A 16,761-nucleotide genomic window follows, 5' to 3' on the forward strand; every position below is an offset into this window, starting at 1 on the left:
ACTTTATTGCGTCACGTAACCCATCGACTTCGGCAGCCACAGGATGATCTCGGGCACCAGGGTCAGGGTCAGCAACAGGATCAGCAACATGACGAGGAACAACCAGCCCTCCTTCATCATGTCCTTGATCGGGATGCCGGTCAGCGCATTGGTGACGAACAGCAACATGCCGAACGGCGGGTGGATCAGACCGATCATCATGTTGAGCACGACAACGACGCCGAAGTGGACGAGATCGATGCCCAGCATCTTGGCGATCGGCAGCAGGATCGGCACGAAAACGAGCAGGATCACGGCGATATCCATGAAGCAGCCAAGCGCCAGGAAGAGCAGGTTGGACAGCAGCAGGAAGCCGACCTTGCCGAGATGCATCTCGAAGACCCATGCCGCCAGCATCTGCGGCACGCCTTCGGCCGTAAACGCGTAGTTCATCATGTAGGCGCCGGCGATGATCATGGTGATGACCGCGCTCGAGCGCGTCGACTCCAGGATGACATCGAAGAACTGCCGCCACGACAAGGCACGATAAACGATACAGGCGAGGATCAGCGCATGCAGCGCGGCGACGGCCGCGGCCTCGGTCGGCGTAAAGATGCCGGTGTAGATACCGGTCAGCAGCACTACCGGCAACGACAAGGGCAAGGCGCCGCGGAACAGGATGTTCGGCCATTCGGACAGCGGCACCGGTTCGTCGCGCGGCATGTTGCGTCGCGTGGCGATGATGTGCGTCGCGATCATCAACACGACGGCCATGAGCAGACCGGGGAACACCCCGCCGAGGAACAGCGCGCCGACGGATGCGCCCGAAACCAGGCCGTAGATCACCAGCGGAATCGACGGCGGAATGATCGGCCCGATGGTCGCGCTGGCAACCACGACGGCACCGGCAAAACCTGGCGAGTATTCTGGCTTCTTCAGCATCTGCTTGATGCTGACAAGACCCGGTCCGGCGGCATCGGCAATGGCGCTGCCGCTCATGCCGGAGAAGATGACGCTGACCAGGATATCGACTTGCGCCAGACCGCCCGGCAATCGTCCGACCAGGATGCGGCAGAAATCGAAGAGCCGATCGCTGACCGTTCCTGCGTTCATCAGGTTGGCGGCAAGAATGAAGAGCGGCACCGCCAGCAGCACATAGCTGTTATAGAGGCCGTTCAGGATCTGATCGGCGACCAGGCCAACGTCCTGTCCTTTGACGGCAAGATAGGCGACGCCACTGACGATCATCGAAAAACCGATCGGCGCCCTCAGGATGAAGCCGGCGACGATCACGGCAATTAGAGCCAAAAGCGCGCTTGTCATTTATTTACCTCGGCAATCGCTCGCAGGTGCGTCACAATCGCCCAGATTGCCCTGCAGACCAAAGAAATCAGAAACAATGCGAAGGGCAGGAATACCCACATGAACGGCCATCCGAGCACCGGCGTTCCTTCGCGTTCCATGAAGTGAATGTAGCTCCACGATGCCGGCAGCCCCCACGCCGCCAGGCCACCGACCATCACGTGCGCCAAAATGCTCATGACATGCTTCATCCCGGGCGACGCCATGTGATAGACAAGATCGAAGACCACATGCTCGCGTTCGGGCACCATGAATGCCGCTGCCCAGAGAATCACCCAGATATACAGGATAACCACCAGTTCGTCGCTCCACGGCAACGGCTGGTTGAAGAAGAAACGGGCGATCACCTGAACGATGAACACCCCGAACAGGGTCAGGTACAAAAAACCGCCGACAGTGTCGGCGGCTTTCTTACCCAGTTTGCCAATATCAGCGAACCGCATTGATGCGCTCCAACAGTCCCTTCGGCCAGGTCGCGGCCATTTCCGACTTCTGGTACTTTTCCTGCACCGTCTTGCGGAATTCGGCGACGTTCGGCGTGATCACCTTCATGCCCTGCGCCTTGAAGAAGTCGACGATTTCCTTTTCGTCCTTGATGCGATTCTCGTTGTTGTACTTGGCAGCAGCTTGCGCGGCCTCGACCACTTTCTTCTGCTGTTCCGGCTTCAGCGCATTGAAGGCCTTGGTCGAATAAGCGAGGAAGATCGCGTCGACGAGGTGGCTGGTCAGCACCACCGTCTTGCTCGGCTCGTAGAACTTGGCGGCACGGGCGCTTGGCAGCGGATTTTCCTGGCCGTCGATGGTGCCGGTCTTGAGCGCAAGATAGACTTCGCCGAAGGCCAGCGGCGTCGGCGTCGCGCCCAGCGCTTCGCCAAGGAACAGCCATTCCTTGCTGGCCGGCATGCGCAGCTTGACGCCCTTGAGATCGGCCGGGACCATCACGTTCTTGTCTTCACGCAGCATGACCTGACGCGTGCCGAGGTAGGCTGTCGCGAGCGGCGTCACTTCCATCTTCTGGACGACGGGCTTGAAAACTTCCTGGCCGATCGGGCCGTTGAACACCTTCTGCTGGTGATCGGGATCGCGGATGATGTAGCCGGCGGTAAAGATCGAGAACTCGGGCACGATCTTGGAGATGTCCTGCGCCGAAATCGGCGCCATTTCCAGGTTGCCGCGCGCCATCGCCGCCGGCTCGGTCCCCTGCTTGAACAGCGTGGCGTTCAGGTGGATCTGGACTTCGAATTCGCCGGGAGCGGATTTTTCCAGGCTGTCCTTGAACACCGTCCACATCTTGGCATGCCAGTCTTCAGGAACGGCGGCAGTCGAGATGCGGATGACCGTCTTGTTTTGCGCCATGGCGTACGGCGCGGCGAAACCGAGACCTAACGCGGCAGCCAGGGCCAGCGCCTTGAATGTCGTGCGGCGAAGCGTGCTTGTCATGATTTAACCTCTCCTTCGGTGACGTTGTGATGAATGTGGGCGATGAGCCGCCCCTGGACCTCGTTGCTGCTTGCTTTTGATTTAACTTCGTTCGAACAAAAACGACTCGAGTTGCGCGCGCGTCGGCATACCGCTCTGGGCGCCGCTGCGGGTGACCGACAGGGCGCCGGCGGCACACGCCAGACGGGCGATCTCGGCCATCGGCAGCCCCCAGAACGCGGCGATCGCGCCATTGAAGGTATCGCCAGCGCCGGTCGTATCCACCGCTTCGACGGGGAATGCCGGCTGATGGCGCAACTGCCCGTCAGCGTCGGCGAACCAGGCGCCCTCGGCGCCATGCGTCATCAGAATGCGCTGCGGCCGGCTGCGGAGCGTCGCTTGCCAATCGCCGCAATCGCCCGCGTAGACGAGCGCCAGCTCGTGCTCGTTGGGCGTCATCAGCGTCACACGATCGAGAAGTTCGTCAGACAGGACGACCGCCGGTGCCGGATTGAGCAAGAACGGCTTGCCGTGGGCCGCCGCTTTCCGGGCGACGACATCGACGATCGCAAGCGGAATTTCCAGTTGGCAGAGTACGACATCGGCATCGGCAAACGCCGCTTCCGCCGCATCGAGCTGCGCCTCCGTCAGCGCATGATTGGCGCCCGGGACAACGACAATCGAATTCTCGGCACCGCTCAGCGTGATCGTCGCAACGCCGGTCGACACGCCGGGTACCCGGCGAACAAAACGGGTATCAATCCCTTCGTTCGCCAATTGTTCGGTCAGCTGGGTGCCAAAAGCATCATCGCCGACGCAGCCGATCATCGTCACGTCCGCACCGAGGCGCTTCGCCGCCACCGCCTGGTTGGCGCCCTTGCCACCGGGAAAGGTGGAAAACGACTGCCCGAGCACGGTTTCTCCCGGTCCGGGGAAACGCGCCGCGTTGACCACGAGGTCCATATTGATGCTGCCGATGACCAGAACACGGGCCATAGCCATCCCACTCCCGAATTTGTTGTTTTAGATGCAAAGACAAGCACTAAATCGTGCACAGCACAGCCAATTTAACCTGATCGACAGCGCTTGTCTAGTCCCTCATATCGCCTATGAATTCGACGGCTATCACGTTTTAGCAAACCTCCGACAACCGGCGGCGACACGCCCCTGCCCAATCGAGCCCGAGGCCGGCCGACGCACCGGCAGCCGGCGCATCGCGCAGACGTTCAGGTATCGACATCGATCAGCCGCGGCGGCTCATCGACATCGTCATAGGGCGTGGGCATGCGAGGGAACAGCGACAACTGCGTCGCGAGCGTCTCAGGTAGCGTAGAAGTCTCGGGCGTCGCCGCTTCTTCGGGCAATGCCTGGACGACAGGCTCGGGCAGCACGAAATCCTTGATGTCCAGCCATTTCACGTCGCCGCGCGGCAAGGACGCAAAAATCCGGGCTGCCGCCGTTTCGGACAGCCGCTCGCTGCGCTCACCCTCGACGACGAACACGGCGCACTCGAACCGGCACCCGTGCGCTTGCATGATTTCGCAGCGATCATGCATGGCCAGCAAGGCGTTATGCAGCCCGATCTTGCTGCCGGGATGGATCGAATAATCGACCCAGCGCGGTTCGCTGCGCCGATCGACAAAATCGCGCGGAAGCAAGGACGACCAATAGCGAACGACAAATTCCATGATCGAAACATTCGTGGACTGCCCCGATTCACAATGCGACCGGCATTTACCCGACCCCGCATCGCCCCACTTCCCGACTTCCGACGACACCCGCCAGCGCCGCTCGACACGCGCCGAACGATCCTATCATGCCGCCGACCTGCCGAATCAAGCGCAGGCGCCCCGCCCGCATCTTATTCGACGGGGCAACGTGTTTCGCCAAGCTGGACGAGAAGATAACTGAGTTCGCGCCGTTTGGCCTGGGCAGCCGCCTGATCCGCCGGCAACTGGCGGATTTCCTCGCGCAAGCGCGCCACCGCCTGACGCATCGACACCTCCGACGGCACCAGACCGGCACGTTTGAGGATGTGATTGACCATGCGCTGTTCCGGCGAAACGAAGGGCTCATCGACCAGGTCGAGCGGCTGTCCCGCCCCCGGCAGGTCGTCAAGATCGCCGTTCGCAATCGCGTCGCGAATCTTCTGTTCGGCAAGAATCTCGAAAAACAGCATGCTGGCATTGAACCCGAGTGAATTGCCGGCGAGCTTAGCACGCCGGCCCGGAAGCCAGAAACCGCGGGACCGCGCCGCATGCGCGGTCGCGACACCCGGTCTCGGCCGTCACTGCGGCCCGGAAAATTCCGGATTCTTGTTATAGAACTCGAAGCATTGCTTCATCAAGGCCGTCTGGACCGCATCGAGCACACCGAACTCGATGCCGCACTGGTAGCTGCCCCCGACCTTTCTTTGCCAGGCGATCTTGCCCTCGACGCGCAGGGGTTCCTGCTTCTCATAAACGGCCAGGTCGTCATGGGGAAGATAAAGCGCCAGTTCGACGCTCTTCGATCCGGAAATCGGTTGCGCCAGTCTGAGCCGCAAGCCTTTCAGCGAGAAATCGCTCGCCACCGACTCGAAGGTGGTGCCATTTTGGCCGATCTTGACGCGCAGGCTGTTGCTGGCGCGCGGCACGTCGCGCTTCTCGTGCTGGACCGGCTCGATCTCGAGTCCGCCGACAAAGGTAAAGCCGGCCATGATGTCGTTGAGCCGCCCGGTCACCGCGCGCAAATCTTCGCCGATCGTCGCCGTCGTCTTGACCTTGAGACCGCTTTCGCGCAAGACGGCGAACAGCGTGTCGAGCGTCGCCCGCAGCAACTCGAACTGCGCCACCTGCTCCTGGCTGACCGTCGAAATCGTCCGGTTGGCCTTGGCCGTCTCGACCGCCGTGCTGGCAATCCCGGCCATGGCATCGGCCGTCTTGCGGGCCTCCTGCTGGGTCGCGTCGACCTTCTGGACGACGATATCCATCGTCGATACGACCTGCGTCACCTTGCCCGACAATTGCCCGATGATGTCATTGACCTCGGTCGCCGAGCGCGTCGTGCGCTCCGCGAGTTTCCGCACTTCGTCGGCGACGACGGCAAAGCCGCGCCCGGCTTCGCCCGCCCGTGCCGCCTCGATCGCCGCGTTCAGCGCCAGGAGGTTGGTTTGCTCGGCGATCTCCTTGATGACGTTGACAATGCGGTGGATCAACTGTGCGAACTCTTCCAGCTCCTGCGTTTGCGTCGACGCACGGCTCACCTGGTGAGAGGTTTCCTCCATCGAACTGATGTTCTGGCGAACATTTTCGATACCGTCACGCGCCAGCCGCTCGACCTGATCCGACTGCGCCAAAGCTTCCAGTGCCTGGGTCTGCACATCGGACGAAATGCGATAGACCTGTTGCATCACGCTCGTCACTTCGCCGGATTGCCCTTCCTGCTGCCGGCTGACATCGGCAATCTCGTTCGAGATCATCGCCACCTGAAACGCCGACTGCCCCATGTTCCTGCCGCAATCGCCGATTTCCTTGAGCACGACATGGAGCTTCTCCTGCATCTGCTCCAAGGCCGTCAGCAAGGCACCGGGTTCGTCCTGCGCGACAATATGAATGTCATTGTCGAGGCGGCCGGCCGCCACCCGTTCGGCAACGGCGACCGCGTTGGCCAAGGGCCGGCTGACAAAGCGGCGGACAAAGAGGAAGACGACGATCAGGAAAGGAACGCTCAACAGCACCGCCAGACCGGCAAACATCGACACGAAGCGCGTGGTCTGCTGATTCACCTTTTCGAGCGAAATCTTCATGCTGACCGCGCCAAGCACCGAACCTTCCGGAACCTGATGACACATCAGGCAATCCTTGCCCAGATAGTTCTTTTGCGCAAACGCCGGGAGGGTCGCCTTCAGGAAGCCTTTCTCGACATCGACACGCAGGAACGGCTTGCCCGTTGCCAGAACTTCCTTGTCTTCCGGCTCGGTCGCCGTCTCGTCCGAGGCGCCGGGACCGAACTGGTTAACGACGTGTTCGCTGCGGAACACCTCCAGCTTCTCGATGCTACCGGCATTGCGAACCTGATCGAGATAAAGCGCACGCTGCCCGATCGACCCGGTCATCATCATGCCGGTCAGGGACGCCAGCGTCATCTGGTGGACGCTGGCAGCGAATTCCTTCGCCTGCGTTTCCGCGTTGTTCTTCTGTTCAACATAGGTCCAAACGATCATGCTGCTGAGCAAGAACACCAGCATCGCCCAGATCGTGACCACCAGACGCACCCAGATCTTCTGATTCCGAAACCAATTGCTGACCATGACCATCTCACCGCTTTTCAACCAGAGCCTGAGCGCGAACCATACTACGTCGCTCTGCCATTGTCATGCTGTCATGACGATTTATTTTTTTGCCAGCAATGAATCGCGTTGAACGAGCGCATGTCGCCCGCCCTGACAATACCCATGGAATAGCGCCGGATGCGGAGAATCAGTTCTTCAGCGGCCCGACTTCGCCCCGCTCACATGCGCTCCGGCATCGTCCGGGAGCCGGACGAAATCGAGGATGGCCAACGCCGAAAAGAGCGCCATCGCGAGAAAGGCGACCTGGAAATTGAAGAGTTCGAGCGTGACACTGCCGGTATTCAGGAGCGTACTGGCCTGAAGCGCCGCAGCCCCGAGGGCGACGCCCAAGGCGATGCCCATCTGGAAGAAAATGCTGCTCAGCGTCGAGGCGCCGTTCATCCGGTCCTTGGCGATATCGCAGAAACTCAGGGTATTCAGGCAGGTAAACTGCATCGAGCGACACAAACCGCTGAAAAACAACACCGCCATGATCAGCGCCTTGGATGTGCCTGGCACCAGCAGCGCGCAACCGACAAAGCCAAGGGCCACCAGCCAGCCATTGACGATCAGCACACGCCGGAACCCCCAGCGCTGCATCACCCAGGTCGTACCCGGCTTCATGCAGAGGTTGCCGGCAAACAGGGCGAGCAGCAACATGCCCGACATCGACGGAGAAAAGCCGAAAACAAGCTGGAACAGCAGCGGCAGGAGGAAAGGCGCGCTGTTGATCGCCATCCGGAAAACCGATCCACCCCACATCGCCACGGCAAAGGTCTGAATCGACAGCGCCCGCAAATCAACGAGCGGATGCTGCGCCCGTTTGAGATGCCGCACCGCCCAGACCGTCGCGACCAGCCCGACGACGGCCAAAACGGCCACGTCACGCAGGACGAAAGGCGTGTGGCTGGCCAAGTCACAAGCGAGCATGAGCGCGGAACACCCCACCCCGGACAAGAGAAACCCCGGCAGATCGAACGGCCGCGCTTCCCCTTGCGAAACGCCGATCCAGCGCAAGGCGAGAATGAAACCGATCAACCCGAGCGGCACATTGATCCAGAAAATCCACTGCCAGCCCCACTGCTCCGTAATGAAGCCGCCTAGCGGCGGCCCCAGCACCGGTGCCGTCAGCGCCGGCCAGGTCAGCATGGCGATGGCGCGAATCAAGCCTTCCTTCGGCGTCCCCCGGAGCACGGCAACACGCCCGACCGGTACCATCATCGCCCCGCCGATACCCTGCAGTATCCGCGCACCGGTAAACAACCAGAGCCCGGTACTAAGACTGCAGAGCGCAGAAGCAAGCGTAAACACGAAAACCGCCCCGCCAAAAACGCGCCGGGGACCGAAACGTTCGGAAATCCAGCCGCTCAGGGGAATGAAGACTGCCATGGCGAGCATGTAGGCACTCATGCCGGTCGACATCTCGACGGTCTGCGCGCCAAAGCTTCGAGCCATTTCCGGCAAGGCTGTCGTAATGACCGTCGCATCGAGAAATTCCATGAAATAGGCGCCGGCAACGAGCCACACGACCCCGGGATGATCGACGCAGGAAGACTCTGGATCTTTTTCAGACACGGACGGAATCACTCGACAAGAAGCACCCAACGAGCCCAGCGATCTGGTCTCGATGCATGTACGGTGCGGGGCCAACAGACGTGCGACGGAAATCCCGTGGATTATATGACGCTCACGTGCCACCCGACGAGCGCCAATCTGCTGATTGAGCGATTCGGCAGTGGATATACCGGCATCGATGCAACAGACACGGTTCCCGGATCGATGCATCGAGGCAAAGCGCATCGCCTCCGTGGCGGCATCGCGGTTGCGATGATGCCTGACACCGATAACTGGCGAAAAACGGGCGAAACGCCCCGAAAATCAGGTTCGTTTCGCCCGCGGCGGTTGCCGCAAGAATCCGTCCGCGAGGTGCCAGTGTGCTGCGGCACCTCCGGGGACCCTTCGACTATTGGCCGGATTATGGTTAGATGCGGACAATCATGGTCAGATACGGATAACCGACGCCAAGCAGCACGCAAAGATAGATCGCCCCGAAGATGAGACCCAGGCGCCAGAAATCCTTGCTCGGCAGATAACCACTGCCGAAAAAGATCGGCGACTGCCCGGCGGCATAAGGCGAGATCACGCCCATGATGCCAAGACTGAAACAGAACATCATGGCGATAATCTTGACCGGCATATCCGGCACGGCAATGGCTGCCGCCATGAATACCGGCAGCAACGCCGTCGTATGTGCCGTCAGGCTGGCGAACATGTAATGCACAAGGAAGAAGATGACCACCAACGACAATAGAATGGCGGCGATCGGCAGCCCCTGCATCGCACCGGCAGCCGATGTAGCGAACCAGTCGAGAAACTTGACGAGTTTCAGACCATCGGCCAGCGTCACCAGCGTACCGAACCAGACCAGCACGTTCCAGGCGGCCTTATTGGTGACGACGTCATCCCAACTGATCACGTGCAGCAGGATCATGGCGCAAAACACCATCAGTGCCACCACCGTCGCATCAAGCTTGAACAACTCGGCACCGAAGATCCAGAGGATCAGGGCGAGCACCGCCAGCACCGCCATGGTGATTTCTTTGCGGCCCATGGGGCCCATCTTGGCGAGTTCGGCCGACGCCCAGGCCGGAACGTCGTCGCTGGTACGAATCTGCGGCGGATAGATCTTGTAGCTGAGATAGGGATTCAGCAAGAAGAGGATCAGACCGACCGGCAGGACGCCGAGGAACCAGTCCATCCAGCTGAGATTGATCTTGGCCACCTTGGCCAACAGATCGATCGCGAGAAGATTCGGCGCCAAAGCCGTCAGGAACATCGAACTCGTAATACAGGCCGTGGACACCGCAACCCACATCAGGCAGGAACCGATCTTGCGCCCCGACTCGCCCGGATAGGAATCATAGAGCGGCGGGATGTTCTTGATGATCGGGTAGATGGTGCCGCCGCTGCGCGCCGTGACCGACGGTGTAAACGGCGCGATGACGAGATCGGCCAAGGCGATCGCATAGCCAAGCCCGAGCGTATCCTTGCCCAACAAGCGGACCAGATGCAGTCCGATCCGGCGTCCCAGCCCCGTATTCTCGTACCCCTTGGCAAACATGAAGGCGATGAAGATCAGCCAGACAATGCTGTTGCTGAAGCCTGAAAGCGCCCAGCGTAGTGAACCTGCCGGCTTCGGATCGACCAGCAGCAGGACCGCCGACAGCGTCACCCCCATAATACCGATCGCGGCGGCCGGGATCGGCTCAAGAACGAGGCCGGTCACCACCGCCGCAAACACCGCAAAATAAAACCACGCCGCGGGTTGCAAGCCTTGCGGCACGGGCATGAGACACAGTCCGACACCGATCGCCAGCGGCACAAGAAACTTCCACAATACCGGTTTGTTCATTCTCTCCCTCCATCTCGGAAAAACCGCGTGATATCGCGCCACATCGAGCGCACATAGCCGTCATCACGAAACTGGCATTTCGTCCACATGTGCAACATGTCGACACTCATGCCGCCCGACGACATCGACCAGGGATTTCAGTGTTTTTCTTTGATTCAGCCCCGGGAGAAAGGTATCCAGCAATCCGGACACCACGGAGTTATACACCGAGATGAAATAAGGCAATGTGCCATTTTTACTTGACACAAGACCACCGCAAGTGTAGATGACAGCATCAAATGAAATCCGTCGTGGCGACGCAGAAACGCACGCCTGGCAGCCATGGAAACCGGATACTGGCTACCGGACACACCTATTCCTCACGGACATCACGGGCAATTCGCATCACCGGGCTTACAGCCCGCGCCCTGGCGCTATAGGCCATTTGAATAGACGCAACACTCGGATCGACAAGCGCAACTGATCACGGCTCTGTGCCGCAGTCGAGAAAGGCGGTGCCGATGTATCGACACCTCATCAGGAAAGCCCGCACTGCCACTCGCCTGTCATGCCGAAGATGCCGCCGCGCTAACTCCACCGGCACCATGCCGGCACAGGAGACGTTGTGCGGAGGCCAGCACCATGCCGTTGTACCTGAGGGAATGGCGTACAGCCAAACGCATCGTCAGACGTCCGCTACAACGAGCCAAAAAGTCGACGCTATGCCGTCCGCTTCAGCCCGGAGACAAGGATTCAACCGTGAACAATGCGGCGCGCAAGCGCTCGGCGTCGACAGCCCCGGGAAGGAAGTGAATCGACTCCTGCGCCCGTAGCGTATGCGCAACGAAAGCGGCAATGCCATTTTCATCGTGGGGATCGACACCGAGATCGGAAAGCCGACGCGGCAAGCCGAGCGCGCCGAGCGCGCCATACAAATTCAACAGCTCGCCCTGCCGCTTCTCGAGCGCCAACTGAACAAGAATGCCGTAAGCCACCTTGGCGCCATGCAGGAAGCGCTCTGTACCGGCAACAACGGTCAGGCCGTTGTGAACCGAATGCGCCGCGGCCAGCCGCGTAAAGCGCTCGCCGAGCCCACCGACGAGACCACCGCCGGCAATCACGGCGTCGATGACGCGAACGAGCGCGGGCGTGACCAAACCATCGGTATTGGCCGGCACCGCCGATGCCCCATCCACCAGCAGCACGTCGCGAATCTGCGCAGCCACCGACAACCCGATGCTGGCGGTCAGCGGCAAGACGCTCTCGGCGTCACAGAGCACGCGCGCTTCGTACCATTTGGCCAAGGTATCGCCGATGCCGGCGCGCAGATAGTCGGGCGGCGCCGCCGCCAGGAGTCGCGGCTCGACCAGCACCAGCTGGCTGGCCAGCGGGAAAAGTTCATAACCGAGCGCGCGCCCGTCATCGTCATACCACACCGAGAGCGGCGTCCAGGCGGCGCAGGTCGCGGCGATCGTCGGCACGGCGACGAAGGGCCGCTGCAGGCGATGCGCCACGGCCTTGGCCGTATCCAGCACCGAACCGCCGCCGACGCCGATCACCAGATCGGCTTGCCGTCCCTCTTCAACGTAGGCGGCCACCTCGCGCTCGCTGCAATGACCGGCGAATACCTTCCGGCGCGACCGCGAGTCCTGATACAGCGCCGGCAGATACGGCGCGGCGGCTTCCAGCGCGCGACGCCCGCCGATCCAGAGTACCTGACCGAGGCGCTCGGCGGGGAAGAAGCGCTCGATCTCGCCGAGCGCGCCTTCATAGGAAAAGTAATTGGCCGCCCCGGGCTGGACCCGGATTCCATCACTTTCGTTCATCGCGATCCCTCGCTTACCACGCGGGGAAGACGGAATCCTTGAATTCCTTCTTGATGAACTGCTTGACCTCGTCATTCTGATAGGCCTTGAGCAGCTTCTTGAGCACCGGGCTGTCCTTATCGGCGGCACGCACAACGATCACGTTCGCATAAGGCGACTTGAGGCTCTCCATGGCGATGGCATCGCGCGAGGGCACCAGACCGGCCTGGATCGCGTAATTGGTGTTGACCGCCGCCACGTCGGCGTCATCGAGTGCGCGCGGCAACTGGGCAGCGTCGAGTTCGATGAACTTCAGTTTCTTCGGGTTCTCGATCACATCGAGCGGCGTCGCCTTGAGACCGGCTTCCGGCTTCAGCTTGATCAGCCCCTTGGCCTGGAGCAGCAGGAGCACCCGTCCGCCGTTGGTCGGATCATTCGGTAGCGCCAGGCGGGCGCCGGACGGAATCTGCTCGAGCGTCTTGAATTTCTTCGAATACAGGCCGATCGGGAAAATGATCGTCTGGCCGATCGACACGAGTTTGTAGCCGCGATCCTTGTTGGCGTTGTCGAGATACGGCTGGTGCTGGTAGCTATTGACGTCCAGATCGCCGGCCGCCAACGCTGCGTTCGGCTGGACATAATCAGAGAACTCGACGATCTGGAGCTTGAGACCATCCTTCTCGGCGATCTTCTTGACGAACTCGAAGATCTGCGCGTGCGGCCCGGCCGTGACGCCAATCTTCAAGGGTTTGTCATCGCCCAGCGCCGCGTGCGCGGCGACGGATACCAGGGCCAGGGCGGCCACCAGGCCGCGAACGAGTTTTGCAATTTGCATGGGAAATTCTCCTTTGAATGGATGCGAAATAAGCAGGCGGTACCGGATCAGCGGTGGCTCAGACGCTGCGCGAAACGGTCGCCGAGGGATTGAATGAGTTGCACGAGGACGATCAGCACGACAACGACCAGCGCCATGACTTCGGGCAGAAAACGCTGGTAGCCGTAGCGAATGCCGAGATCGCCCAAACCGCCGCCACCGACCGCGCCGGCCATCGCCGAGTGGCCGATCAGACTGACGAGGGTGATGGTGAGACCGGCGACGATGCCCGGCAATGCCTCCGGAATCAGCACGGTGCGGATGATCTGCCAGGGCGTCGCTCCCATCGATTGCAGGGCTTCGATCAGGCCACGATCGACTTCGCGCAGCGCCGATTCGACCAGGCGGGCAACGAAGGGAATTGCCGCAATCGACAGCGGCACGATCGCTGCGCCGGTACCGATCGAGGTGCCGACGATCCAGCGCGTCAGCGGAATCACGGCCACCAGCAGAATGATGAAGGGCGTCGAGCGCACGGCATTGGCGAACACGCCAAGCACACGGTTGAGCGGCCGGTTCTGCAGCAACCCGTACTGATCGGTGATGACCAGCAACACGCCGAGCGGCAGACCGAGCGCAGTGCCGATCGCACCGGAGACGCCGACCATCCACAGCGTTTCGAGCAGCGAGGTCTGGAATAACGCGAGCAATTCGGGACTCATAGCACCACCTCTTCGACGCGGATGTCTTGCGATTCGATAAATGCCGCCGCGGCATCGAGCACGGCGTCGGCACCGGCGGCCGCGACGACGAGCGAACCAAAGGGCATGCCCTGGATGTCGTCGATATAGCCGTGCAGCAGATTGATCTTGAGACCGAAGCGCTCCGCCGCCTCGGTCAGCGCAGGACGGTCGACGCTCTCGCCGCGGAAGGACAGGCGCCAGATCCGCCCCTCGCCGCTCTCGAGCAAGCGTGCGGCGCGGTCGCGAACGCCGGCCGGAATGTCGTTGCCGATCACTTCGCGCAGCAAGGTGCGGGTGATCTCCTGCGTCGGCGCGGTAAAGATGTCGCCGACACTGCCCTGCTCGGCCAGATGCCCGCCGTCGAGTACGGCGACGCGGTGGGCGATCGCCTTGATCACCTGCATCTGGTGCGTGATCAGCACGATCGTCAGGCCGAGCCGGCGGTTGATGTCGGCCAGCAACGCAAGGATCGACTGGGTCGTTTCGGGATCGAGCGCCGAGGTCGCCTCGTCGCACAGCAGCACGCGGGGCTCGGTCGCCAACGCACGGGCGATACCGACGCGCTGCTTCTGGCCGCCGCTGATCTGGTTCGGATAACGGTCGCGCTGCTCGCGCAGGCCGACGAGATCGAGCAGTTCGTCAACGCGCGTCGCAATGTGCGATTCGGGGACGCCGGCGAGTTCAAGCGGCAAGGCGATGTTGCCGGCGACGGTACGCGACGACAACAGGTTGAAGTGCTGGAAAATCATGCCGATGCGCCGGCGCAGTTGCCGCAATTCGGCGGCATCGAGCGTCAGCAGGTCGCGGCCTTCGAACTCGATCGTGCCGGCACTCGGTCGCTCCAGCAGGTTGAGCGTGCGCAGCAAGGTGCTCTTGCCGGCACCGCTGCGCCCGATGATGCCGAAGATCTCGCCTTCACGGATATCGAGGTTGATATCATCGAGCGCCTGAACGCCGCCGTCGAAGAGCTTGCCGATCGTCCGCAGCGAAAACAGGCGACTGGCGGCTACATCCCCCACGCCTTGCGTCGCCGCCGTCGGCGCCACGATGTCTCGGACCAAGGGGGGCAGCGCCGTCGAGCGATCGCCACCCCGGTTCCCGGCATCCCGCCAGGCCGTCAGCCAGCGGGAAAGAACACCGCCTTGCGCCGCCACGAGCGGCAAAGTTCTTATTAACTCCGTCACGTTTCATCACCTCATCAGGACACGCTGTGCGAGGCCCGAGCGACGAAACATCCGGAATTCATCCGACGGCGTACCGTCCGTGCCTTGCAGTCAAGGCCACACCTTATAACCAGAAAAAGGCGCCGTGAACGAATTAATAATTATTTGAATATATCAAAATGGCAGATAGGCCCCAAACCGGTGCTGCTCGAGACGTCAGCGCGGCGGCCGCACGGATGCCGACCGCGTGCCGACCACGCAGCGGCCGTCCTGCCGCTTCCGCACGAACGGCCGGACAGACGCCGCGCGTGCGCCTCAGTCGCGATGGAAACTGGGCTTCTTCGGATCGTATTGCCAGTCCGGCACGAGGTAGCGCATCGCCACCGCATCGTCCCGCGCGCCGGGCCCGAGCGACCGGTACAGCGCATGGGCACGCTCGATCGCGTCGAGGTCGGGTTCGATGCCGAGACCGGGCCGCTCGGGTACCTGCACGAGACCATCGACAATACGCAAGGGTTCGCGCGTCAAACGCTCACGCCCTTCCTGCCAGATCCAGTGCGTATCGATCGCCGTGATCTTGCCCGGCGCTGCCGCGGCGGCATGGGTAAACATCGCCAGCGACACATCGAAATGGTTGTTGGAATGCGAGCCCCAGGTCAGTCCAAAGGCATCGCACATCTGCGCCACGCGGACCGAGCCTTGCATCGTCCAGAAATGCGGATCGGCGAGCGGAATGTCGACGGCATCAAGCTTGAGCGAATGGTTGAGCTGGCGCCAGTCGGTCGCCACCATGTTCGTCGCCGTCGGAATGCCGGTGGCACGCCGGAACTCGGCCATGATCTCGCGCCCCGAATAACCGGCCTCCGGACCGCAGGGATCTTCGGCATAGGCGAGGATGTCGCCGTGTCCGCGACAAAAGGCGATGGCGTCGGCCAACGGCCAGGCGCCGTTTGGATCGAGCGTCACGCGCGCCTGCGGGAAGCGTCGCTTGATCGCGGCGACGGCTTCGATCTCCTCGTCACCCCGCATCACCCCGCCCTTGAGCTTGAAGTCGCTGAAACCGTAGCAGTCGGCCGACGCTTCGGCCAGACGTGCGATCGCCGCCGGCGTCAGCGCCTCTTCGTTGCGCAGGCGATACCAGTCGTGATTGCCTTCCGACACCCCGGAATACGGCAAGTCGGTGCGCGTCCGGTCGCCGATATAGAAGAGATAACTCAGCATGCGCACGGCATCGCGCTGCTGGCCGTTGCCGAGCAGTTCGCACACCGGCACGCCGAGATGCTGACCGAGCAGGTCGAGCAGCGCGGCTTCGACGGCGGTAATGACATTGTCCATGCGCAGGTTGATCTCGTGCGGCTGCGCCAGCACCCGCGCTTCCGAATCCGACACCACCCGATGCACGATCGTCTGGTGTGCCGCCGGACCATGCGCGAACGACTGGCGCAAGCGGTTGAGCACGGCGTTGTAGCGCCCGACCGGCTGCCCGATCACAAGCTCGCGCGAGCGCTCGAGAGCCTGCCGAATGCCTTCGCCGCCGGGTACCTCGCCGATGCCAAGACGGCCGGCGTCATCCTTGAGCAGGACAATATTGCGCGTGAAATACGGCCCGTGGGCACCGCACAGGTTGAGCAGCATGCTGTCCTGGCCGGCCACCGGGATCACCTGCATCTCGATTACGCGCGGCGTGTCGGCCCGCGCACTTGCTTCCGAATAATCCTTGCTCATGAATGCTTTCCATCGTTCGTCATGATCACCCTGTTCATGCCATCCGCC

At 61.7% G+C, this 16,761-nt stretch carries 14 protein-coding genes; all 14 read right to left on the reverse strand.

The features are described 5' to 3' along the window. Positions 1 to 3 precede the first annotated feature (3 nt). A complete protein-coding gene (locus BLR25_RS03950) occupies positions 4 to 1,302 on the reverse strand; it encodes a TRAP transporter large permease (protein ID WP_091933950.1) in 1,299 nt (432 codons plus the stop codon). Further along, positions 1,299 to 1,784 carry a TRAP transporter small permease gene (locus BLR25_RS03955; RefSeq protein ID WP_091933953.1) on the reverse strand — a complete coding sequence of 162 codons (486 nt, stop codon included), beginning with the start codon at positions 1,782 to 1,784 and terminating at the stop codon, positions 1,299 to 1,301. Before BLR25_RS03955 ends, BLR25_RS03950 begins: the two co-directional genes overlap by 4 nt. Next, positions 1,771 to 2,781 carry a sialic acid TRAP transporter substrate-binding protein SiaP gene (locus tag BLR25_RS03960; RefSeq protein WP_091933956.1) on the reverse strand — a complete coding sequence of 337 codons (1,011 nt, stop codon included), beginning with the start codon at positions 2,779 to 2,781 and terminating at the stop codon, positions 1,771 to 1,773. The genes BLR25_RS03955 and BLR25_RS03960 overlap by 14 nt, the downstream gene beginning before the upstream one ends. 81 nt (positions 2,782 to 2,862) lie before the next feature. After that, a complete protein-coding gene (gene rbsK / locus BLR25_RS03965) occupies positions 2,863 to 3,756 on the reverse strand; it encodes a ribokinase (RefSeq protein WP_091933960.1) in 894 nt (297 codons plus the stop codon). A 230-nt stretch (positions 3,757 to 3,986) separates the two neighbouring features. Beyond that, on the reverse strand, positions 3,987 to 4,448 hold the full coding sequence (locus BLR25_RS03970) for a hypothetical protein (RefSeq protein ID WP_091933963.1): 462 nt from the start codon (positions 4,446 to 4,448) through the stop codon (positions 3,987 to 3,989). A gap of 173 nt (positions 4,449 to 4,621) precedes the next feature. Next, entirely contained in the window at positions 4,622 to 4,939 is a 318-nt protein-coding gene (locus tag BLR25_RS03975; RefSeq protein ID WP_091933966.1) for a DnaJ family domain-containing protein, read from the reverse strand. A 108-nt stretch (positions 4,940 to 5,047) separates the two neighbouring features. After that, complete coding sequence (locus BLR25_RS03980; protein WP_176785742.1) at positions 5,048 to 7,051, reverse strand: methyl-accepting chemotaxis protein; 2,004 nt, start codon at positions 7,049 to 7,051, stop codon at positions 5,048 to 5,050. A 177-nt stretch (positions 7,052 to 7,228) separates the two neighbouring features. Then, a complete protein-coding gene (locus BLR25_RS03985) occupies positions 7,229 to 8,647 on the reverse strand; it encodes an MFS transporter (RefSeq protein WP_218122619.1) in 1,419 nt (472 codons plus the stop codon). A 406-nt stretch (positions 8,648 to 9,053) separates the two neighbouring features. Then, positions 9,054 to 10,484, reverse strand: coding sequence for an anion permease (locus BLR25_RS03990; RefSeq protein WP_091933972.1), 1,431 nt, complete (start codon positions 10,482 to 10,484; stop codon positions 9,054 to 9,056). Between the two features lie 713 nt (positions 10,485 to 11,197). Beyond that, positions 11,198 to 12,289 carry an oxidoreductase gene (locus BLR25_RS03995; RefSeq protein ID WP_091933976.1) on the reverse strand — a complete coding sequence of 364 codons (1,092 nt, stop codon included), beginning with the start codon at positions 12,287 to 12,289 and terminating at the stop codon, positions 11,198 to 11,200. A 13-nt stretch (positions 12,290 to 12,302) separates the two neighbouring features. Beyond that, complete coding sequence (locus BLR25_RS04000; RefSeq protein ID WP_091933979.1) at positions 12,303 to 13,103, reverse strand: MetQ/NlpA family ABC transporter substrate-binding protein; 801 nt, start codon at positions 13,101 to 13,103, stop codon at positions 12,303 to 12,305. Positions 13,104 to 13,150: 47 nt separating this feature from the next. Then, the gene (locus tag BLR25_RS04005) at positions 13,151 to 13,804 is read right to left on the reverse strand and encodes a methionine ABC transporter permease (protein WP_091933983.1); all 654 of its coding nucleotides are present in this window, start codon (positions 13,802 to 13,804) and stop codon (positions 13,151 to 13,153) included. After that, complete coding sequence (locus tag BLR25_RS04010; protein ID WP_281245557.1) at positions 13,801 to 15,009, reverse strand: methionine ABC transporter ATP-binding protein; 1,209 nt, start codon at positions 15,007 to 15,009, stop codon at positions 13,801 to 13,803. The genes BLR25_RS04005 and BLR25_RS04010 overlap by 4 nt, the downstream gene beginning before the upstream one ends. Before the next feature lie 294 nt (positions 15,010 to 15,303). Beyond that, entirely contained in the window at positions 15,304 to 16,713 is a 1,410-nt protein-coding gene (locus BLR25_RS04015; RefSeq protein ID WP_091933986.1) for an enolase C-terminal domain-like protein, read from the reverse strand. Positions 16,714 to 16,761 lie beyond the last annotated feature (48 nt).

This window comes from Propionivibrio dicarboxylicus (assembly GCF_900099695.1).
Taxonomy (GTDB): domain Bacteria; phylum Pseudomonadota; class Gammaproteobacteria; order Burkholderiales; family Rhodocyclaceae; genus Propionivibrio; species Propionivibrio dicarboxylicus.

Excerpts from the sequence above, each read along its gene's own strand:
- BLR25_RS03950 (WP_091933950.1), bottom strand. The coding sequence starts at position 1,302 with ATGACAAGCGCGCTTTTGGCTCTAATTGCCGTGATCGTCGCCGGCTTC.
- BLR25_RS03955 (WP_091933953.1), bottom strand. The coding sequence starts at position 1,784 with ATGCGGTTCGCTGATATTGGCAAACTGGGTAAGAAAGCCGCCGACACT.
- BLR25_RS03960 (WP_091933956.1), bottom strand. The coding sequence starts at position 2,781 with ATGACAAGCACGCTTCGCCGCACGACATTCAAGGCGCTGGCCCTGGCT.
- rbsK (WP_091933960.1), bottom strand. The coding sequence starts at position 3,756 with ATGGCCCGTGTTCTGGTCATCGGCAGCATCAATATGGACCTCGTGGTC.
- BLR25_RS03970 (WP_091933963.1), bottom strand. The coding sequence starts at position 4,448 with ATGGAATTTGTCGTTCGCTATTGGTCGTCCTTGCTTCCGCGCGATTTT.
- BLR25_RS03975 (WP_091933966.1), bottom strand. The coding sequence starts at position 4,939 with ATGCTGTTTTTCGAGATTCTTGCCGAACAGAAGATTCGCGACGCGATT.
- BLR25_RS03980 (WP_176785742.1), bottom strand. The coding sequence starts at position 7,051 with ATGGTCAGCAATTGGTTTCGGAATCAGAAGATCTGGGTGCGTCTGGTG.
- BLR25_RS03990 (WP_091933972.1), bottom strand. The coding sequence starts at position 10,484 with ATGAACAAACCGGTATTGTGGAAGTTTCTTGTGCCGCTGGCGATCGGT.
- BLR25_RS03995 (WP_091933976.1), bottom strand. The coding sequence starts at position 12,289 with ATGAACGAAAGTGATGGAATCCGGGTCCAGCCCGGGGCGGCCAATTAC.
- BLR25_RS04000 (WP_091933979.1), bottom strand. The coding sequence starts at position 13,103 with ATGCAAATTGCAAAACTCGTTCGCGGCCTGGTGGCCGCCCTGGCCCTG.
- BLR25_RS04005 (WP_091933983.1), bottom strand. The coding sequence starts at position 13,804 with ATGAGTCCCGAATTGCTCGCGTTATTCCAGACCTCGCTGCTCGAAACG.
- BLR25_RS04015 (WP_091933986.1), bottom strand. The coding sequence starts at position 16,713 with ATGAGCAAGGATTATTCGGAAGCAAGTGCGCGGGCCGACACGCCGCGC.